Origin of the sequence: Acinetobacter junii CIP 64.5 (genome assembly GCF_000368765.1) — a bacterium.
GTDB lineage: Bacteria > Pseudomonadota > Gammaproteobacteria > Pseudomonadales > Moraxellaceae > Acinetobacter > Acinetobacter junii.
The window spans coordinates 541529-562251 of sequence record NZ_KB849655.1; the positions used below are offsets into that span (position 1 = coordinate 541529).

Genomic DNA, 20723 nt, shown 5'->3' on the forward strand with positions numbered 1-20723 from the left:
AAATGAACTCTAGCTTGTCTTTATTGCATCCGTATCCTTTTGAAAAGTTAAATCAACTTTTTAAAAATGTGCAACCAGCCAATTTACCTTTGATTCCATTGTCTATTGGTGAACCGAAACATCCTGCACCTGAGTTCGTTAAACAAGCAATTATTGAAAACTTTGCACATTTATCAACCTACCCAAACAGTAAGGGCTTACCTGAGCTGCGCCAAAGTATTGCACAATGGCTTACAAATCGCTTTTCACTGAATCAAATCAGTGCAGAAGAACATATTTTGCCTGTTTCTGGCACACGTGAAGGAATCTTTTCTTTTGTACAAGCTTTAATTAAAAGAGAAGATGCACCTTATATTGTGATGCCAAACCCTTTTTATCAGATTTATGAGGGTGCTGCGTTACTTGCTGGTGCAAAACCATATTTCATCAACTGTACAGAAGAAAATGGTTATTTAGGCGATTTTGATGCTGTACCTGCAGAAGTTTGGGAAAAAACAGCTTTATTGTTTGTATGTACACCAGGAAATCCAACTGGAACCGTACTCTCAAAAGAACAATTTAAGAAGCTAATCGCACTGTCTGATCAATATGGTTTTGTTATTGCTTCTGATGAATGTTATTCAGAACTTTGGTTTGACCAAGCACCAATTGGCCTTTTAGAAGTCTGCGCTGAAATTGGACGTGATGACTATAAGAATTGCATCGTATTTCATTCACTTTCAAAACGTTCAAACCTTCCAGGTATGCGTTCTGGTTTCGTTGCAGGCGACGCAGCATTATTAAAACCTTATTTACAGTATCGTACCTATCATGGCGCAGCAATGCCTGTTCAACATCAGCTTGCATCAATTTCAGCATGGAATGATGAAGCACATGTGGAAGAAAACCGCCAACAATATCGTGCGAAATTTGAATTATTCCAAAGCGAATTTGGTCATTTATTACCACTACAAAAGCCAGATGCTGGATTCTACTATTGGTTAAAAGTTGACAATGATGAAACTTTTGCTCAAATGCTTATGGAAAAAGCACATATCAAAGTTCTTCCAGGTCGCTATTTATCTCGTGATACTGAACAAGGCAATCCAGGCGAAGGTCACGTACGCATGGCTTTAGTTGCTGATCTCGCTCAATGTGAAGAAGTGGTTAAACGCTTAAAAGCAATTCTTTAAATACAATGAGTTCGGAATCTGTAAGTGATTTTTATTACAGATTCCGAAATAAAACTTAAACCTGACCAATAATTAGAATTGTGGCTATCAAAACCATCAACGTACCTGAAATTCGACTTACCACCCTAACCGCATAGGGTCTAGTACTTAATAGTTTCTTTGCTGCCAATCCAACCAATACATAAACAATCGCGCAACTAATTAAATGAATAATACCTAAAGAAAGGATCTGAGCTGTAGCTGAAAACTGCAAGTTTGGGTGAATAAATGGCGGCAATAATGCAAAAAAGAGCAATAAAACTTTTGGATTTAAACCACTAATTCCCACACCTTTAACGAACCAAGACTTTGCTGAATCAAACGTAGATGTCTGCTGTTCAGTACTTGAGATAGTAGCTGGTCGGATCAACAAGCTTATACCCATCCACAGTAAATAACATGCGCCAACAATCGTTAAAGATGTCAATAAAATTGGATAATGACTAACTAAAGCACCTACTCCAGCCGCAACACACAAAATCGCTAAAAAATGCCCCAGTACAAGCCCTGAAACAGCTGTAACAATAAACTTCCCTTTTATTCCCGCCAATATTGCATACGCCCAGTCAGCACCAGGTGTTAAAACAAACAAGATTGAAACACACCAAAAGGCAATAATTACATTTAAATCCATATCCATAACTCTATTTATTTCAATACACTACGATTGAAATGAATTTTTATTTCAACCATGTGTTGAAAAATCTATTGGAGAGAATATGCTTAAATGGTTAAAATGTTTTCCTAATTAATTTCTTTTATTTCTATTTATTCAGGAGATTCTTCTAAATGGATCGCACAGATAAGAAAATTCTTGCTGAATTACAAAAAAATGGGCGACTATCTATCACAGAACTCGCTGAAAAAGTAGGTCTAAGCTTATCTCCTTGCCATCGTAGAGTAAAGGCTCTGGAAGAATCAGGTGTAATCAAAGGCTATCATGCGGATTTGGAAGCATCTCAAATTGGATTTAATTTCTCAGCTATCATTTTTGTGACACTTAAAGATGGAGATAAAAGCGCACTATCTCAATTTGAAGAAAAAGTCAGTGAAATAGCCAACGTTATTCAAGCACAACGTCTGTTTGGTAATCCTGATTATCTTCTCCATGTGGTTGCCAAAGATCTAGCAAGTTTTCAGAAACTCTATGATGATAGTTTATCGGCATTACCAAATGTGCAACGACTCACCTCAACGATTGTGATGAAAAATGTGGTGATCAACCGCTTATTACCTCTTTAAATATTCATAATATGTAGCCGCTTTCAATTCATTAGTCTCCCAACATATAGTGTATTTAAAAGCTATTCATCTATCTATTAACTATTGACCATCTGTTGAAATGTTCGTCTATACTTAGGCATCAAAATTTGGTGACTATGGAAAGATGGCTCCTCAAACTTCACAAAATACAAAGAAAAAGGTTTGGTTGATTGCTGCAATCATTATTGTACTTATGACTGTTGCATTTTTTATGTGGAAAACGAGTTCAAGTAAAAACTCAGATACAGATGATAAGCAAAAAAATGCTCAAACAAACACTCAAAAAGCTGCACTGACCGTAACAGTAGTTTCACCTGAACAACAAAACTGGAAACAAGTTTTTACTGCGAATGGAAATATTGCAGCTTGGCAAGAAGTTGTAATTAGCAGTGAGCTATCTGGACAGCGATTAACACGTGTGAATGTAAATGTCGGTGATGAAGTAAAACGTGGTCAAATTTTAGCTGAAATTAATAGTGAAACTATTCGTGCTGATTTAGCGGCAGCAAAAGCAAGCTATGCAGAAGCTCAAGCTGTCTTGGCTGATGCAATTACCAATAATAAGCGCATTCAGCAGTTAAAAAATACTGGTGCTATTTCAGCTCAAGAATCAACACAATATCAAACATCACAAGCAACAGCTCAAGCACGTTTAGATGCAGCAAAAGCACAAATTGAAAGTAATCAACTGCGCTTAGCCCAAACACAAGTCGTTTCTCCTGACAACGGTGTCATTTCTGCTAGAACTGCAACCGTTGGCTCTTTAGCACAAACAGGTCAAGAATTATTCCGCTTGATTAGAGATCATCGCTTGGAGTGGAGAGCTGAAGTTACAACAACAGATTTATACAAACTTCAACAAGGCATGACTGCTCACGTTATTTCACCTGATCCTTCACAACCCAAAGTGACAGGTCAAGTTAGAATGATTGCACCAGTAATTGATCCTCAAACACGTTATGGTTTGGTATATGTTGATTTACCAACAACTCAAGCAATTCGTATGGGAATGTTTGTAAAGGGAGAGTTTGATCTAGGTGAAAAAACAGCAATCACCATTCCTCAGACCGCTCTACTGCTCCGTGATGGATTTTCCTATGTTTTTGTACTTGATCAAAACAACCGTGTAACACAGAAAAAAGTAACAACAGGACGTCGACAAAATGATCGAGTTGAAATCTTAGACCTCCCGTTAAATGTAAAAGTGGTTTCTTCTGGTACAGGTTTCTTGACCGATGGTGATTTAGTGAATGTTGCGCAAGCAATTCCTGAAACGCCACTTACTCAAAAGCTTGTAAAATCGCAGGAGAAATAAAATGAATTTCTCAGCGTGGTCAATCCGAAATCCAATTCCAGGAATTCTTTTATTCATCATGCTTGGATTGGCAGGTCTGTTATGTTTTCACTGGATGAAAATACAACAATTTCCCGATATTGAATTACCGATGGTGACTGTTTCCGCCGCATTACCAGGTGCAGCTCCACCACAGTTAGAAACAGAAGTTGCTCGAAAAATTGAAAACTCAATTGCAACGCTACAAGGTCTAAGAAATCAGTACACCAACATTCAAGATGGTGTTGTGACTGTCACCGCAGAATTTCAGCTAGAAAAGCCACTACAAGAAGCTGTTGATGACGTGCGTAATGCTGTTTCACAAGTACGTTCAGACCTACCTGCTGATTTAAGAGACCCGATTGTTAGTAAAATTAATCTATCTGGTTCACCTATCCTCACCTATACCATCCAATCCCCTAAAATGGATGAAGAAGCTCTTTCGTGGTTCGTGGATTACGATATTGCTCGTGCTATGTTACAGGTTAAAGGTGTGGGTGCTGTTGCACGTGTTGGTGGTGTCACCCGCCAAGTTGAAGTCGAACTCGATCCTGAAAAATTATTGGCACTCAATGCGACTGCAACGGATATCACTCGCCAGCTTCGTTTGGTTCAACAAGATGCTTCAGGTGGACAAACCAAGATTGGTGGCAGTGAACAATCCATTCGTACGATTGCAACTGTAAAAACAGCTGCTGAAATTGGCGCCATGGATATCGCTTTAAGTGATGGTCGACATATCAGACTTGATCAAGTGGCTACAATTCGAGATGGAATAGCGGAACGACGTTCAGCAGCATTACTGAATGGACAGCCAGTAATCGGTTTTGAGATCACACGAAGTAAAGGTGCAAGTGAAGTTGATGTTGAAAAAGGCGTTATTGAAGCATTAGATAAGCTTAAGGCATCTCATCCTGATATCAAAATCACAGAAGCCTTTAACTTCGTTAAGCCTGTTGCTGACAACTATAAAGGTTCAATGTCATTACTTTATGAAGGTGCAATTCTTGCAATTTTAGTGGTTTGGCTGTTTCTACGCGATTGGCGAGCTACGATTATTGCAGCTACAGCTTTACCTCTTTCTATTTTGCCTGCCTTAATCGGCATGTACTATTTTGGATTTACCTTAAACACAGTAACACTACTCGCTATGTCACTCGTCGTGGGTATCTTGGTGGATGATGCAATTGTTGAAATTGAAAATATCATTCGGCATCTACGGATGGGTAAAACACCATATGAAGCTGCTATGGAAGCAGCCGATGAGATTGGACTAGCTGTTATTGCAACCACATTTACATTGATTGCTGTATTCCTTCCCACCGCATTCATGAGCGGCATCGCAGGAAAATTCTTTGTTCAATTTGGATGGACAGCAGCGCTAGCGATATTTGCCTCGCTTTTAGTCGCTCGATTATTAACACCAATGATGTCAGCTTATATTCTGAAGCCTTGGATTGGTAAAGTTGAAAACACAGCAGAAAACTCAGATGCAGATAGATTAAATGATCAAGGGACATCCAAGCTTGCACGTGACCGAGAAAAAGATGGTCGTGTTATGCGTGGTTATATGCATCTAGTCACGTGGTGTCTACATCACCGTTGGGTTACGCTTGGTGGTGCTATTCTGTTTTTCATCGGCTCCATTATGCTGATTCCACTTCTGCCTACAGGTTTTGTTCCACCACCTGACACAGGACAAACTCAAGTAAGATTAGAACTCACCCCAGGCTCACAATTCGCAGACACCTTAAAAACTGCCGAATACGCACGAAATCTTATTAAAGATCATCCAGAAATCAAAAGCATCTATACAACCATCGGCGGTGGTGCAGCAGGTTCAGATCCCTTTTCTGGTGGTGCATCCAGTGAGCCTCGAAAAGCAACTCTGACAATCCAAACCTCAGAGCGCTCAGATCGTAGTTTAAGTTTGCAAGAAATCGAAAGTGAAATACGTCAACGACTCGCTCCTTTACCCGGTGCTCGTATTCAAGTCGGTATCGCAGGGAACAATAGCCAATATCAACTCGCCTTATCAGGTGATGACCCTGAAGCTCTTATTTCAACAGCACGTAAGCTGGAACGCGAATTACGCACAATTCCAAACATCGGCAGTATTACTTCCAGTGCAGCACTCATTCGTCCAGAGTTGGTTATCCGCCCAGATTTTGCTAAAGCAGCTGATCTTGGGGTTACAACTTTTGATATCGCAGAAACACTGAGAATTGCCACTGCAGGTGATTTCGACCAAAACCTTGCAAAATTAAATTTATCGCAACGACAAGTTCCTGTCGTGATCAAACTTCCGCTTTCTGCACGTCAAGATCAGGAATTGATTAAACGCTTAATGATTAAAGGAAGTCATGGTCCAGTGATGTTAGGCACAATTGCTGATGTCAATATTGAAAGCGGTCCATCACAAATCGATCGTTTCAATCGCCTGCGCAATATTAATTTTAATATTGAGTTGAATAACCAACCGCTTGGTGATGTAGCAGCAAAAGTTGATCAATTACCAACGATGAAAAACTTACCACCTACTGTGAAACGTACCAATATTGGTGATGCTGAGGTGATGCAGGAGCTTTTCTCAAGCTTTGGATTGGCAATGCTCACAGGGGTGCTATGTATCTATGTCGTTTTAGTGCTCTTATTCAAAGACTTCTTACAACCTATTACCATTTTGGTCGCATTACCATTGTCTTTGGGCGGTGCATTTGTATTGTTGCTTTTGGCAAAAAGCAGCTTTTCAATGCCAAGTTTGATTGGACTAATTATGCTGATGGGGATTGCAAGTAAGAACTCTATTCTTTTAGTCGATTACGCGATCATCGCAAGAAAAGAGAAAGATTATTCACGATTTAATGCTTTGCTTGATGCCTGTCATAAACGTGCGCGCCCGATTATTATGACAACCCTTGCTATGGGTGCAGGTATGCTACCTATCGCTTTGGGTATCGGAACAGATCCAAGCTTCCGTGCACCAATGGCAATTTCAGTAATTGGTGGTTTAATCACTAGCACTTTCTTATCTTTATTGGTTATTCCAGTGGTGTATACCTTTATTGATGATATTAATCGCAAGCTGCATAGCTTTAGAAAAACCAAAGATCAAGCGGTTGAACAGCTTTGATCTGTATGTGAAAAAGACGGTCTTATGACCGTCTTTTTTTAATACTTATATTATTGTTACTTTTTCGCCAAAGCTTTCTCAATATCAGCTTCTAAAGCTTCAGGTTTAGTAGTCGGTGCATAACGCCCCAGAACTTCACCATTACGACCAACCAAGAACTTTGTGAAGTTCCATTTGATATTTTGACTACCCAAAATACCTTTTGCCTCACGTGTCAAAAATCTAAAAATAACGTGTGCTTCCGGCCCTTTCACATCAACCTTTGCAAACATTGGAAAAGTTACACCATAGTTCCTTTGACAAAAATTTCCAATTTCCTTATTTGTCCCTGGATCTTGCCCTCCAAATTGATTGCAAGGAAACCCTAAAATTTCTAATCCTTGAGATTTATATTTTTCGTAAAGCTTCTCAAGTCCTGCAAATTGCGGAGTGAAACCGCATTTACTTGCGGTGTTCACAATCAGCATGACCTTGCCTTTATAATCAGCGAGCGCCTTTGTTTCTCCCTCTAACAATTCAGCTTCAAACTGATAAATGTTACTCATGGATACGTTTCCTCGTCATTCTTTTCTTCTGTTTTAAGTTGTAATGATGCCGAATTCACGCAATAACGCAGTCCTGTCGGCTGTGGACCATCCTCAAACACATGGCCCAAATGTGCATCGCAATCATGGCAGACAATTTCTGTTCTGACCATACCATGTGATATGTCTTCGTGCTCTTCTATTGCACTATTATCAATCGGTCGATAGAAACTTGGCCAGCCCGAACCACTGTCGTATTTCGTTTCTGAAGAAAACAACTCAGCACCACAGCAACGACATACATAAATGCCATGTTGTTTGCTATTCCAATATTGACCTGTAAATGCGGGTTCTGTGCCTTTTTTACGAGTGATACGATATTCTTCTGGTGACAACTCTCTTTGCCATTCTCGATCTGTTTTATTCACTTTTCCCATAGCCAGCACCTATTATTTTGTTGTAAAAAATATCTTGATGATCATGCTTTATATTTACGCCATTCAAAAAAAAAACTCTAGTCTTTCAATGTGTAATTTATCGTAATTTAAGCACTTATATTAAAATAGCAAATAGTAAGCAAAATATTTTTACACAAGTAAGCAATTTTCATTTAAAACACCTTTCAAGTAAGCAGTCATAGTGGTATTCTTGTTCAGCGCGGTTGTATTGGACAAAAAATGTCACAGAAAAAAAGTGTGGTTTTTAAAAATCTATTACCAACCATCAGACAGTATCAACAATCTGGTTTTACGCATGAAAAAATTGTTGAATTACTGAGAGATCAACATGATCTTGATCTGGTTACAGTTGAAACATTTAAAAGTTATCTATATCGATATGCAAAAGTGAATCCCGCTATGCCTAAAAATACTGCTACACCCCACTCAGCTCAAACGCCTCGACAAATCAAAAAGTCTTCAAAGCTTGAGCATGTATGCTATGACATTCGTGGACCAGTATTACGCGCCGCCAATGAAATGGAGGAGCAAGGGCATAAAATTATTAAGCTAAATATTGGTAACCCTGCACCTTTTGGTTTTGAAGCACCACAAGAAATTATTAATGACGTAGCATTAAACCTACCGAATGCAATTGGATATACAGACTCAAAGGGGATTTTCCCTGCTCGTAAAGCCATTTGTCAGTACTATCAGCAAAAAGGCGTCTTTGACATGCATGTCAATGATGTCTATGTAGGTAATGGTGTTTCAGAATTAATCGTAATGGCAATGCAAGGTTTGCTAGATGATGGCGATGAAATGCTTGTTCCAATGCCAGACTATCCTTTATGGACAGCTGCGGTAAATCTGTCAGGCGGCACAGCAATCCACTATAAGTGTGATGAAGAAAATTATTGGTATCCAGATCTCGCAGATATGGAAAGCAAAATTACCCCAAATACTCGTGGTATTGTTGTAATTAACCCAAACAACCCAACTGGTTCTGTTTACCCTAGACACGTTTTAGAACAGATCGTTGCTTTAGCGAAGAAATACGATCTCATTTTATTTGCCGATGAAATCTACGACAAAATCGTTTATGACGGAATTGAACACGTTGCTCTAGCAGCATTAGCTGGTGATCAATTGTGTATTTCATTTAACGGTTTGTCTAAAGCATATCGAATTGCAGGTTATCGTGCTGGGTGGATGGCGATTACAGGTGACAAGGCACGAGCTGCTGATTATATCGAAGGTTTAGATATGCTAGCGTCAATGCGCTTGTGTTCAAACCATCAAGCTCAGTATGCGATTCAAACAGCATTAGGCGGCTATCAATCAATTAATGACTTGATTCGTCCTGGTGGTCGTTTATATGAACAACGCAATATTGCATGGGAAATGTTAAATGAAATTCCAGGTGTAAGTTGTGTGAAACCTGATGGGGCGATGTATTGTTTCCCTAAACTTGATCCCGAGATTTATCCAGTTGAAGATGATGAAAAGCTCATGCTTGATTTACTGAAAGCTGAAAAGGTACTTTTAGTACAAGGCACAGGATTTAACTGGCCAACACCAGACCACTTCCGTGTTGTATTTTTACCAGCTGAAAATGAATTACGTGAAGCAATCAATCGTTTAAGCCGTTTCTTGGCAAAAATGCGCTAAGCATCTAAAAAAATCCCCCTATCTAAAGGGGGATTTTTTATCAGTATTCTGAACTTTGAATTTCATCCCACTGAGCTTCGTATTCTTTTGATTTTTTTAGATCTTGTTTCAGACCAAAACCACCTTTTTCATAGATACGAGCTAAATCCAACAAACACTCATTCTCACCCTGATCAACTGCAAGCTCGTAATATTCAGCCGCTTTTTTATAGTTTTTTACGACGCCTTTGCCTTCTTCATATATATAAGCAATATTTGATGACCCCAAACCGTTATCTGCCTCAGAAGCAAGGGTAAATAATCTTAGCGCTTCTTTATAATCCTGCTTTATACCACCCTTACCTTCTAGATAGAAAATCCCAAGATTATTGATCGCTGTTGGCTCATCTTGTTTTACCGCTAGCTGATAATAATGGAGAGCCTTTTTGAAATCCTGAGTGACTCCATCACTTCCATCATTATATAAGTGACCTAATTCAGCCTGAGCTAAATCTAATCCTCCATCAGCAGATTTAGTCATCCACTCCAAGCCTTTTTTACTATTCACTCCAACTCCTTCATCTCCATACAAATAGAGAAAACCAAGGTAGTATTGAGCATACAGTTGCCCCTTTTGTGCAGCTTGGGTGTACCACTTTAATGCAGTTGGATTATCTTCTTCTGTGCCCTCACCATAGTCATACATGTAACCGACTGAAAAAAGTGCATCTGCATTTCCTTTCGCAGCTGACTTTTTGAACCACTCTAAAGCCTTACCAAAATCTTGATCAACATCATTTCCGTAGTAATAAGCATCACCTAAATTATTTTGTGCTTCAGCATTACCTGATTTTGCCTGCTCTACGAGTTCTTGGCTAAACGGAACATCTTCGGCATAAACAGTACTCGAAATAGTGACACTGCTACTTAATAGTATTGAAAGAACAATATTCTTTAATTTCATTATAAATTTCTCATGGATAAATTTTTTATTGGTCTCTATTTTAACGTCAAAAACATCCAAGTAAACTTAAATTTAAATTTACCAATTAGATGAAATAAACCCATCTTTTAAAAGCTCACTATAACCATATCACTTTGAGGTGAATGATTCAGAACAAATTTTTTCATCACCTAATATCACATGAAAAATAAAATAATGGGAAATGGATAAATGTGTTAAAAAATATCAATGTTTGCTTTTTGCCATGGCACAAGTATTGAAAATTATGGTTCTTACAATACGACTAAAGCATAAAGTCCTCATATGAAAAATAAAAAATTGACCATTTGATCATAAATACCTTATGAAATTCATGATTTTCACACCTTAAAATAGCAATTAAATATTATAAATTTAAAACCCAACTTCTCATTGTTTCGACATAAATTAGATGTAGTCGAAAAAAATATAATGCCAATGATTTTGATCCATAAAAATTTGAATAATATTCCAGTGTCATATCGTGTGTAGACATAGCACATCTATGGAAAATTAAAATACAGGATTGTGATTAATGATTACTAAAACGGTTAAATCATTTGGATTAGCTTTAACACTGATTGCTTCATCAGTTGCGTTACATGCCAAAAACAATGTCGTAGTTGTAGCAACAGGCGGAACAATTGCTGGTGCGGGTGCAAGTTCAACGAACAGTGCGACATATACCGCAGCCAAAGTTCCAGTCGATGGTTTAATTAATGCTGTTCCTCAAATCAAAGATCTGGCAAATGTAAGTGGTATTCAAGCCCTTCAAATCGCTTCTGAAAATATCACTGACAAAGAGTTACTCTCCCTTGCTCGCCAAGTCAATGATTTAGTTAAAAAACCATCTGTAAATGGCGTTGTAATTACTCACGGTTCCGATACGCTAGAAGAAACGGCATTCTTTCTAAATCTAGTTATTCACACTGAAAAACCTATCGTTCTTGTTGGTTCTATGCGTCCATCAACTGCTCTTTCAGCAGATGGTCCACTCAATCTTTATAGTGCCGTTGCAATCGCTGCATCTGAAGAAGCCAAAAATAAAGGTGTTTTCATCGTGATGAATGATTCAATTTTTGCTGCGCGTGATGCAACCAAAGGGATTAACATTCATACCAATGCATTTATAAGCCAATGTGGCGCATTAGGTACAATCGTTGAGGGGAAACCTTATTGGTTCAGAAATAGTATCAAACGTCATACTAACAACTCTGAATTTAATATTGAAAACATCAAAGGTGATCAACTTCCGTTGGTTCAAATCGCATATGGTTCAGGTTCAATGACACCAGAAGCTTATCTTGCTTATGCAAAAGCTGGAACGAAAGCGATTATTCATGCAGGAACAGGGAATGGTTCGGTAGCAAAATATCTTGTTCCGACATTGAAACAACTACATGATGAACAAGGCATTCAAATTGTCCGTTCATCTCGCGCAGGTCAAGGTTTTGTATTACGAAATGCAGAGCAACCTGATGATCAATACGGTTGGGTGGCTGGACATAATCTAAACCCACAAAAAGCTCTTATTTTGACTGCTTTAGCACTGACTAAAACTAATGATGCAAAAGAAATTCAGCGAATCTTTTGGCAATACTAATTGCTAAGCTGAGATCCAAATCGATGTTAATCAGTTGATCTGATTAGCATCGTTTTTTTATTTATTCTTGGTTAGATCATTCCGAACAGCATTCTATTGCAAAAATATTAGACAACTGTCCTAAACAGAGCGTGTTAGAATATTCTTCAATCGCGTTTAGGATAGATTTATGCAGTTTGTTCATCTTGGTATTCACACAGAGTTTTCGATTACAGAATCGATAGTTCGCATACCTGATTTGGTCAAAGCTGCTGTTGCTGAAGAAATGCCAGCTTTAGCAATTACTGATCTTTCTAACCTACATGCTGCTGTTAAATTCTATGGTGCATGCTTAGGTAAAGGGATTAAGCCTATTATGGGCAGTGTTATTCGATTGAATGATGCTGAACATCGTGCAACTTTACTTGCGATGAGCAATACAGGTTGGCGAAATTTAACGGAAATAGTATCTAGAGGATTCATCGAAGGTCAGCAACTTAGTGTTCCTTGTGTTCAAAAAGAATGGGTATTAGAACAAGCAGAAGATTTAATCATTCTATTGGGGCAACACAGTGATGTAGGCAAAATGCTCTGCTCTTCCAACCCTCAGAAAGCAGAACCTCTTCTTGAAGACTGGATTAGTAAATTTGGAAATCGTGTCTACCTTAGTTTGACGCGCACAGATCGTTTTGGGGAAGAAGATTTTATTATTGAGGCGCTAAAACTTGCTGCTAAGTACCAAATCGGTGTAGTGGCTCATAACGATATCCACTTTATCGAGCAAGACGATTTTTATGCTCATGAAGCGCGTGTTTGTATCGCAGATGGATACGTATTAGGTGATGATAAGCGTCCTAAACCTTATAGTCCTGAACAATACTTTAAAACAGCAGAACAAATGTCTGAGTTATTCTCTGACATTCCTAGTGCGATTGAAAATACTTACCAAATTGCTAAACGTTGCAACGTTGCCTTGCAGCTTGGTACCTATTTCTTGCCTGATTTCCCTATTCCTGATGGTTATACCATTGATACCTATTTCGAACATTTATCTCGAGAAGGTTTAGAAGAACGTTTAAATCATCTTTATCCAATTGATGAACGCGATGAAGATTGGCCTGATATTCGAAAGCCATATGATGAACGAATCAAATATGAAGTCGATATCATCCTCAAGATGGGATTCCCAGGTTACTTCCTTATCGTCATGGACTTTATCCAATGGGCAAAAAACAATGGTGTACCTGTGGGACCAGGGCGTGGTTCGGGTGCAGGTTCATTAGTTGCATATAGTTTAAAAATTACTGACCTTGATCCTTTACGGTACGACCTATTATTTGAGCGCTTTCTAAATCCTGAACGTGTCTCAATGCCTGACTTTGATGTCGATTTCTGTATCGCAGGTCGTGACCGTGTTATTGAATATGTTGCACAAAATTACGGACGTGAAGCAGTTTCACAGATTGCAACCTTTGGAACAATGGCTGCAAAAGGTGCAATTCGTGACGTAGCACGTGTCTTAGGTAAATCTTATGGTTTAGCTGATCGTATCTCCAAAATGGTTCCAACAAAACCATTGGGTGTAGACTTAAAACAGGCCATAGAGCTTGAACCACAACTAAAAGATATCGTCACCAACCCTGCAAACCCTGATCATGATGATGCTGCTGAAATTTGGGAAATGGCGCTCAAATTAGAAGGCATTACACGTAACACAGGTAAGCATGCGGGTGGTGTTGTCATCGCACCTGGAAAAATTACAGATTACTCAGCCGTTATCTGTGATCCTGATGGCACAAACCGTGTAGCTCAATATGATAAAGATGATGTTGAAGCAGCAGGTTTGGTTAAATTCGACTTCTTAGGACTGCGAAATTTAACAGTAATTGAAGATGCTGTTCAAAATATTAATAAAAGAATTCAATCAGATGTCCCACTAAATATCGCTAATGTACCATTAGATGATAAAGATGCTTATCTCGTATTTGCTGAGGCAAATACGACTGCGGTTTTCCAGTTTGAATCCGTCGGCATGAAAAAGATGTTAAAGGAAGCTAGACCAAGCAAATTCGAAGAGATTATTGCTTTCGTTTCCTTGTATCGTCCTGGTCCGATGGACCTCATTCCAGACTTTATCCATCGTATGCACGGTGGAGAATTCGAATATTTGCATCCTTTGCTTGAAAGTGTCTTAGAACCTACCTATGGGATTATGGTTTATCAAGAACAAGTAATGCAGGCAGCACAGTTCTGCGCTGGCTATACGCTTGGTGGAGCCGACTTATTGCGCCGTGCAATGGGTAAGAAAAAACCTGAAGAAATGGTAAAACAACGCCAAATCTTTATTAAAGGTGCGGCAGAAAAAGATATTGATGAAGCAACAGCGAATCATATCTTCGATTACATGGAAAAATTTGCGGGTTACGGTTTTAACAAATCACATGCGGCCGCTTATGCTTTAGTTGCTTACCATACTGCATGGTTAAAGGCGCATTATCCAGCTGAATTTATGGCAGCGGTAATGTCATCGGAAATGCAGAATACGGATAGTGTCGTATTCTTAATTGATGACTGTCGTAATAACAAACTCGAAGTTCTTCCCCCTTCTGTAAATATGTCCTTGTATCATTTCCATGCCATTGATGAGCGTACAATCGTCTATGGTTTAGGTGCAATCAAAGGTGTTGGTGAGCAGGCAATGCAGTCTGTGATCGATTCACGTATTAAAGATGGACCATATAAAGATTTGTTTGATTTTTGCCATCGTATTGATCTGAAAAAAATTAACAAACGTACACTCGAAGCGCTTATTCGTGCTGGTGCACTCGACTGTTTAGGAATAGAACGTTCTAGTCTTATGGCTCAGCTTCCTGAAGCCGTTCAAGCTGCGGAACAAGCACGAAGCAATCGTGAAACAGGAATTATGGATTTATTTGGTGAAGTTGAAGAAGTTCAGCGTAAACCAGCTAAACCTGTTAAACCATGGTCAGATGAAGTTCGTTTAAAAGGTGAAAAAGATACACTTGGACTTTACTTAACAGGACATCCAATCGATGTCTATCGTTCAGAATTAAAAGCATTCATTCCTGCAAAACTGAATGAAGTTACCCCGACACGTCGTGGTGTAACCACCGTATTTGCTGGTTTGGTACTCGATGTAGCAAACTTTCCAAACCGTATCATGATCACTTTAGACGATGGCACTGCACGAATTGAAGTTAGTTGCAATCATGAACGTTTTCAACGATATAAAGATATTGTGCGCTTAGAACAAGTCGTCGTGATCGAAGGCGAGATTTATGAGCGTGAAGGCTTTGACCGCCCAATGGCACGTTTAAGTAAAGCATTTAGTTTGAATGAAATTCGTCAAAAACGTGCTCAATCCATTCAAATACGTATGCCACACGATCTCATGACTAAATCTTTAGCAAAAGATATGCAAAACATTCTCTTACCATATTGCAATATAGATATGTGTCAGCATATCGGTATACAACTTCTTATCGATCAAAGTTTTGCGACAGCTGAGTTACATTTAGGTGCTCAGTGGAAAGTTGCTCCTTTAGATGAACTGCTCGGTAAATTACGTGACTACTTTGGCAAAGATGCGATATATATTGAATATCAAGTAAAATCCAAAGCAGCAAAAGTCATTGAAACACCCAAAGTAAGTGTGGTTCCTCCTCCACCTGCAAATATGTCTATAGATGATGCTTTAGATCTGTATCAAGCCGAAGTTTCTCAATATTCTTAAAAATTGGATCATTTATGAACCTGTTTGACCAAAATGACGTGTCCAAACAATTGGATCATGTTCGTATTGTTATGGTAAATACGACTCTCCCTGCCAATATAGGTAGTGCACTTCGTGCCATGAAAACGATGGGATTGTCTAAATTAATATTGGTAGCACCTAAAACCTATCCTCATCCTGATATTGATGCTTTAGCCGCTGGCGCCCAAGATTTAATCGAAAAAATACAAATCGTTGATACTTTGGAACAAGCAATTGAAGACTGCCATCTGGTGTTTGGAACCAGTGCTCGCAGCCGTACTATTCCTTGGCCTCTGCTTGATGTTCGCCCTGCAGCTCAAGAAAGTTTAAAAGCAGCCAATTTAGATCAAAATATTGCAATCGTCTTTGGTCGCGAAGATCGTGGTCTGACCAATGAAGAGTTAGCATTAGCAAACTACCATTTAACTATTCCAGTCAATCCAAGTTATGGCGTTTTAAATGTAGCTCAAGCAATTCAAGTGGTATGCTATGAATTAAGGATGGCAGCACTTGAGCTCAATCAGCAAAACACTGATCAGACTGACCCGCAAGAACATATGCAGCTAAAGCAAAATCAAAGTATGCAATGGGATGAGCCATTGGTGACACAGAAACAAATGGAAGAGTTCTATCCTCATTTAGAAAAAATGCTAACTGAAATTGAATTCTTAGATCCAAATAATCCACGTTTATTGCCTTTGCGTTTGCGTCGTTTATTTGGAAGAATACAATTAGATCGTATGGAATATCATTTATTGCGCGGTATTTTCAGTCGAGTACAAGCTTTAGCCAATGGTTCATGGAAAAAAACACAGACGGAGGATCACTCTCATGATTAAACAGCTAAAAGAAGACATTGAAGCTGTATTTGCACGTGACCCTGCGGCTCGAAATACACTTGAGGTTTTAACCACTTATCCCGGTATTCATGCATTAATTATGCATCGTGTAGCACATGAACTCTGGAAAAAAGATCACAAAGGCACAGCTCGCCTGCTCTCGTCATTTAGTCGATTTGCAACTGGGATCGAAATCCATCCAGGTGCAAAAATTGGAAAACGTTTTTTTATTGATCACGGCATGGGCGTTGTGATTGGGGAAACAGCTGAAATTGGTGATGATGTCACCCTATACCATGGTGTTACGCTTGGTGGTACGACTTGGAATAAAGGTAAACGTCACCCAACTCTAGAAGATGGTGTTGTTGTTGGCGCTGGAGCTAAGATATTAGGACCATTTACTGTCCATAAAGGGGCGAAAGTTGGTTCAAATGCTGTAGTGACCAAAGAAGTTCCTGAAGGAGTTACAGCTGTAGGTAACCCAGCACGTTATATCTTTAAAGATAAAAATCAAGTTGAGCAAGATGAAGCAAACCGTCGCGACTATGCAGAAAGCATCGGTTTCCAACCTTATGCAACAACTCAAGATCAATCAGATCCTATTTTAGAAGGCATACGCGTGTTATTAGATCGTATGCAGAAAAATGAAAAGCGTATGAATATTCTATGTCAGCGTCTATCTGAGCTTGACCCAACATTCAAACCTCAAGGTGGTAAAAATCAACCATTGAGTAAAGAAGAACTTAAGATTATTGAAGAAGTTAGAAGAGAGTGTGAAGCACAAAGCAAAACATCAACAACATAATATAATTTATAAGAAATGTAACAAGCTTTTGATTGCAAGTTGGTTTTGCTTTTCCTAGACTGGTAAAACCAACGAACTACTTCTCATTTTACTAAAATTAATGGATGTAAAGCATGAATTTTAAGCCTTTGGCATTACTTGTAATTTCAACCACATTTTTAACCGCATGTGGTATTGCGCCGACCAAAAAAGAGAAGATTGTTGAACCGTTTGTGTTCAAAGAACCAGATCCGACACCACCATTCTATGCTTTAAATCCGATCAAATATGATGCACCACCGAGCTTTGAAGTTGCCATCAAAGATGCCTCTACACAACCTGTGACAAAAATGGTTGTTTCTTTGCAAAATGACCCAACAAAATCTGCAACTTTAGATATTAATAAATTGATTGTCCCAACAATTGATAGTTCTGAAAGACGTATGAAATATGCGGTTCTTGCAGGCGAAAATGAAATTGATGTAACGGAAATTGATGACTTCTTACAACTAGTTGAAGGAAAAGCACGTCATTACCCTCCTCGATTTACTGAACGCCAAGAACGCAAAGGATATGAAGTAAAGTTAAAAGAAATCACACACAAACTAGATGCTCTCGCTGAGAAACCAAATGCATCTATGGATATTTTGACCCGTGCATTTAAAGCCAGTGTAATGGCTCGCAACCTTGACTTGGGTACAGCTTACACATCTAAGTCTTTAACTTATGCTCAACGAATTTTAGCGATTAACCCTAACGATCCTGAAACCAATTTTTGGTTCGGTTTTGGATTATCAGAAGGTGGTGGACAACGTGAAGCGATTCCATACCTAGATAAAGCGATCAAAGGTGGAGTGCAAGAGGCATATCTTTCTGCTGCAAACAATTTCTTATGGCTTGAACAGAAAAAAAATGCGCTTCAAACGCTCAAAAATTACAAAATTAATTATCCTGACGAAGCAGAAGTAGTTGACCGTCTGATTCAAGAAGTTGAATCAGGAAAACGTTGGAACATGTGGCAAGTTCTTAACTAAATTACTCTCTTTTTTGTAAAAATAGGCCGTTTTATACGGTCTATTTTTTTATGTTGATTGAAAATGCATCCTTTTTTCGTATTATAGCGGTAATCCTGCTCTCAATTTACTGAAACCCTAATGCGTGCATTTAATTCTTCACATCGCCTATTTGCAATAACGCTACTCAGTACAGTCGTCATGAGTGGTTGCCAAGTTGTAAGCCTAAAACAGCAAGCCATTGATGTCACAATTGCTAATGAGAGAAATAGTATCCTGACACAAAAAAGACTCAGCGAAGCAAGTCTCAATGTTTTATCGATGTCAGGTAAAGAAGCAAAGTATTGCATGCAATCTGCTGATGAGTGCATTGCAGATTTACATAAGATTCCTCAAATCTTAGATGAACAGCTCTTATCGACTAGCAGTGAATTATTTCTAGCGAAATCCAAAGCCCTAGCGGACTCATCAGAATGCAAAATAAGTAAACTAAGCAAACACAAATCCGAGGAAGAACAAAAGAATATTCAGAAAAATTATGAGCAGTGCTTAGATCAACAATTAGAAGCTTTAGATAAAAGTATTCGCTATAGCTATGCTTATCTATTTAAAACTAGTCGTGCACCACAAGAGCGACTTTTTGATAACCGCCAAGTACAAATTCGTGACTTTTACAACCAAGCATTAACTCAACTGGTCAATATTCATAGTCTAAGAAATCCATCCAAAGATCTCGCACCGACTATTAAAATTGGGAAAAGTACGTATACGATTGATATCCAAGCTTATCAACGTTTACAGAATATGAAGCTAGAAAAATTTGTTTCTAGCTATAACATGAACTTCTCAGGATTAAGAGCAATTAACCGACGCGATGGTTTTGGTTCTGATTTTGTAGCAGTATTCCCTGCAGACAATACCAATAAGTTTGAGAATAAATATATTTTAGATCCTCTCAACTACAACTACCCTAAAGGTACAAATCCGAATATTCATAAAGCTCGTTATTTAGCTGCGACTATTATTGCTCAACCTAAACGCGCCGCAGCAACAGCCGATGAAGTGTTAAATAGCCCAGAATTTGAGATTAAAGTTTACGATCCATATAGCGTTGAAAAAGTTAATATCGCTGGAAAACCTTATTCATTGGCTGCAAATTTCTCTGCACCATATGGTTTATGGTTGTCTGAAAATAATTTAGGAGCAGCAGCTTACTTAACTTTAATTGATCGTGATCAACACCTAACCATGCCGCATTTATATATGCTGGAACCTTACAATCCTAATAAAAAAGTCATCGTATTGGTCCATGGTTTAGCTAGTAGTCCTGAAGCATGGATTGCGGTAACAAACGATATTATGGGTGATCCTGTACTTCGTGAACATTATCAAGTCTGGCAAGTTTTTTATTCAACCAATATGCCAATCTTAGAAAGTCGTTTTCAAATATATGCTCTACTTAAACAAGCATTTGGCTCGGTGAATATGCAAGATGCTGCAGCCAAAGATGCTGTTCTCATTGGACATAGTATGGGTGGTATTATCAGTCGTCTTTTAGTGAGCAATGCTGATATATCAAAAGAAGCATTAGTGATGATGAGTAGTCGTCAGCAAACTCGTTTACGCAAGCATCCCGTAATTGGTGAGCGACTAAAAATGCAACCTGTATCTAATTTTGATCGTGCGATTTTTCTTGCAGCACCGCATAAAGGTACAGATTACGCTGATCGTTGGTTTACTCTCGCAGCACGAAAAATCATTAAACTACCGACCACATTTCTCACAACACTGGCAGATACTTTAACAAGTAATGATGTTGAGCTAAAAGATTTTGTAAAAACACTTACTAATGATGTTATTCAGAATGGTCCAAGTGATCTAAGTAAAAAATCCAAATTTATGGAGTTAACGGCTGATATTCCTCCACAGAAAGGTCTGCTGTTTCATTCCATCATGGGAAATATCACAAAGAGCCAAGACCCTAACGTCATGACAGATGGAATAGTTCCCTATAAAAGTGCTCACCTAGATGGAGCTGTTTCTGAAAAAATTATTACAGGTGGTCATTCAATTCAAGAAACGCCCGAAGCAGTCCTCGAATTAAGACGAATTTTAAGACAACATCTTGTGGAACACGGTTTATATAAACCTCAAAACTAAACAAAAAGCCCAAAGTTAACTTTGGGCTTTTTTATTA

Annotated in this window: 15 protein-coding genes; 11 read left to right on the forward strand and 4 right to left on the reverse strand. The window is 38.6% G+C overall.

Translation table 11 applies throughout. The features are described from left to right. The first annotated feature begins 2 nt into the window (after positions 1 to 2). The gene (dapC, locus tag F948_RS08360; protein ID WP_004962620.1) at positions 3 to 1172 is read left to right on the forward strand and encodes a succinyldiaminopimelate transaminase; all 1170 of its coding nucleotides are present in this window, start codon (positions 3 to 5) and stop codon (positions 1170 to 1172) included. Between the two features lie 55 nt (positions 1173 to 1227). Here dapC and F948_RS08365 read toward each other — a convergent pair whose 3' ends face one another. Then, positions 1228 to 1845 carry a LysE family translocator gene (locus F948_RS08365; protein ID WP_004962622.1) on the reverse strand — a complete coding sequence of 206 codons (618 nt, stop codon included), beginning with the start codon at positions 1843 to 1845 and terminating at the stop codon, positions 1228 to 1230. A gap of 155 nt (positions 1846 to 2000) precedes the next feature. Here F948_RS08365 and F948_RS08370 point away from each other — a divergent pair, with 155 nt between their 5' ends. The 3 genes from F948_RS08370 (at position 2001) to F948_RS08380 (ending at position 6940) form a co-directional block, all read left to right on the forward strand. After that, a complete protein-coding gene (locus tag F948_RS08370; protein WP_004962624.1) occupies positions 2001 to 2453 on the forward strand; it encodes an Lrp/AsnC family transcriptional regulator in 453 nt (150 codons plus the stop codon). Positions 2454 to 2598: 145 nt separating this feature from the next. Further along, positions 2599 to 3789 carry an efflux RND transporter periplasmic adaptor subunit gene (locus F948_RS08375; protein WP_004962626.1) on the forward strand — a complete coding sequence of 397 codons (1191 nt, stop codon included), beginning with the start codon at positions 2599 to 2601 and terminating at the stop codon, positions 3787 to 3789. 1 nt (position 3790) lies between these two features. Further along, on the forward strand, positions 3791 to 6940 hold the full coding sequence (locus tag F948_RS08380) for an efflux RND transporter permease subunit (RefSeq protein ID WP_004962629.1): 3150 nt from the start codon (positions 3791 to 3793) through the stop codon (positions 6938 to 6940). A gap of 56 nt (positions 6941 to 6996) precedes the next feature. Here F948_RS08380 and F948_RS08385 read toward each other — a convergent pair whose 3' ends face one another. Both F948_RS08385 and msrB read right to left on the reverse strand, forming a co-directional pair. Next, a complete protein-coding gene (locus F948_RS08385; protein ID WP_004954840.1) occupies positions 6997 to 7485 on the reverse strand; it encodes a glutathione peroxidase in 489 nt (162 codons plus the stop codon). Beyond that, complete coding sequence (msrB, locus tag F948_RS08390) at positions 7482 to 7901, reverse strand: peptide-methionine (R)-S-oxide reductase MsrB (protein WP_004911848.1); 420 nt, start codon at positions 7899 to 7901, stop codon at positions 7482 to 7484. Before msrB ends, F948_RS08385 begins: the two co-directional genes overlap by 4 nt. Before the next feature lie 240 nt (positions 7902 to 8141). Between msrB and F948_RS08395 the strand changes: the two genes are divergently transcribed. Next, positions 8142 to 9572: a pyridoxal phosphate-dependent aminotransferase gene (locus F948_RS08395; RefSeq protein ID WP_004954843.1), complete on the forward strand. Its 1431-nt coding sequence runs from the start codon at positions 8142 to 8144 to the stop codon at positions 9570 to 9572. Between the two features lie 40 nt (positions 9573 to 9612). On the opposite strand, the gene F948_RS08400 is transcribed toward F948_RS08395, so the two are convergent. Further along, positions 9613 to 10515, reverse strand: coding sequence for an SEL1-like repeat protein (locus F948_RS08400; RefSeq protein WP_004962636.1), 903 nt, complete (start codon positions 10513 to 10515; stop codon positions 9613 to 9615). 553 nt (positions 10516 to 11068) lie between these two features. Between F948_RS08400 and F948_RS08405 the strand changes: the two genes are divergently transcribed. The 6 genes from F948_RS08405 to F948_RS08430 all read left to right on the forward strand — a co-directional run bounded on the left by F948_RS08405 (position 11069) and on the right by F948_RS08430 (position 20686). Continuing rightward, positions 11069 to 12136, forward strand: a complete 1068-nt coding sequence (locus tag F948_RS08405) for an asparaginase (RefSeq protein ID WP_004962643.1) — start codon at positions 11069 to 11071, stop codon at positions 12134 to 12136. Between the two features lie 169 nt (positions 12137 to 12305). Further along, positions 12306 to 15869, forward strand: a complete 3564-nt coding sequence (gene dnaE, locus F948_RS08410; protein ID WP_004962644.1) for a DNA polymerase III subunit alpha — start codon at positions 12306 to 12308, stop codon at positions 15867 to 15869. Between the two features lie 14 nt (positions 15870 to 15883). After that, the gene (locus tag F948_RS08415) at positions 15884 to 16729 is read left to right on the forward strand and encodes an RNA methyltransferase (RefSeq protein ID WP_004962645.1); all 846 of its coding nucleotides are present in this window, start codon (positions 15884 to 15886) and stop codon (positions 16727 to 16729) included. Beyond that, positions 16722 to 17534, forward strand: coding sequence for a serine O-acetyltransferase (cysE, locus tag F948_RS08420; RefSeq protein ID WP_004954858.1), 813 nt, complete (start codon positions 16722 to 16724; stop codon positions 17532 to 17534). The genes F948_RS08415 and cysE overlap by 8 nt, the downstream gene beginning before the upstream one ends. A 113-nt stretch (positions 17535 to 17647) precedes the next feature. Then, complete coding sequence (locus F948_RS08425; RefSeq protein ID WP_004911875.1) at positions 17648 to 18547, forward strand: ABUW_2363 family tetratricopeptide repeat lipoprotein; 900 nt, start codon at positions 17648 to 17650, stop codon at positions 18545 to 18547. A gap of 120 nt (positions 18548 to 18667) precedes the next feature. After that, positions 18668 to 20686 carry a lipase family alpha/beta hydrolase gene (locus tag F948_RS08430; RefSeq protein WP_004962646.1) on the forward strand — a complete coding sequence of 673 codons (2019 nt, stop codon included), beginning with the start codon at positions 18668 to 18670 and terminating at the stop codon, positions 20684 to 20686. Positions 20687 to 20723 lie beyond the last annotated feature (37 nt).

Coding starts and splice junctions, on each gene's coding strand:
- dapC (WP_004962620.1), top strand. CDS start 3: ATGAACTCTAGCTTGTCTTTATTGCATCCGTATCCTTTTGAAAAGTTA.
- F948_RS08365 (WP_004962622.1), bottom strand. CDS start 1,845: ATGGATTTAAATGTAATTATTGCCTTTTGGTGTGTTTCAATCTTGTTT.
- F948_RS08370 (WP_004962624.1), top strand. CDS start 2,001: ATGGATCGCACAGATAAGAAAATTCTTGCTGAATTACAAAAAAATGGG.
- F948_RS08375 (WP_004962626.1), top strand. CDS start 2,599: ATGGCTCCTCAAACTTCACAAAATACAAAGAAAAAGGTTTGGTTGATT.
- F948_RS08380 (WP_004962629.1), top strand. CDS start 3,791: ATGAATTTCTCAGCGTGGTCAATCCGAAATCCAATTCCAGGAATTCTT.
- F948_RS08385 (WP_004954840.1), bottom strand. CDS start 7,485: ATGAGTAACATTTATCAGTTTGAAGCTGAATTGTTAGAGGGAGAAACA.
- msrB (WP_004911848.1), bottom strand. CDS start 7,901: ATGGGAAAAGTGAATAAAACAGATCGAGAATGGCAAAGAGAGTTGTCA.
- F948_RS08395 (WP_004954843.1), top strand. CDS start 8,142: ATGTCACAGAAAAAAAGTGTGGTTTTTAAAAATCTATTACCAACCATC.
- F948_RS08400 (WP_004962636.1), bottom strand. CDS start 10,515: ATGAAATTAAAGAATATTGTTCTTTCAATACTATTAAGTAGCAGTGTC.
- F948_RS08405 (WP_004962643.1), top strand. CDS start 11,069: ATGATTACTAAAACGGTTAAATCATTTGGATTAGCTTTAACACTGATT.
- dnaE (WP_004962644.1), top strand. CDS start 12,306: ATGCAGTTTGTTCATCTTGGTATTCACACAGAGTTTTCGATTACAGAA.
- F948_RS08415 (WP_004962645.1), top strand. CDS start 15,884: ATGAACCTGTTTGACCAAAATGACGTGTCCAAACAATTGGATCATGTT.
- cysE (WP_004954858.1), top strand. CDS start 16,722: ATGATTAAACAGCTAAAAGAAGACATTGAAGCTGTATTTGCACGTGAC.
- F948_RS08425 (WP_004911875.1), top strand. CDS start 17,648: ATGAATTTTAAGCCTTTGGCATTACTTGTAATTTCAACCACATTTTTA.
- F948_RS08430 (WP_004962646.1), top strand. CDS start 18,668: ATGCGTGCATTTAATTCTTCACATCGCCTATTTGCAATAACGCTACTC.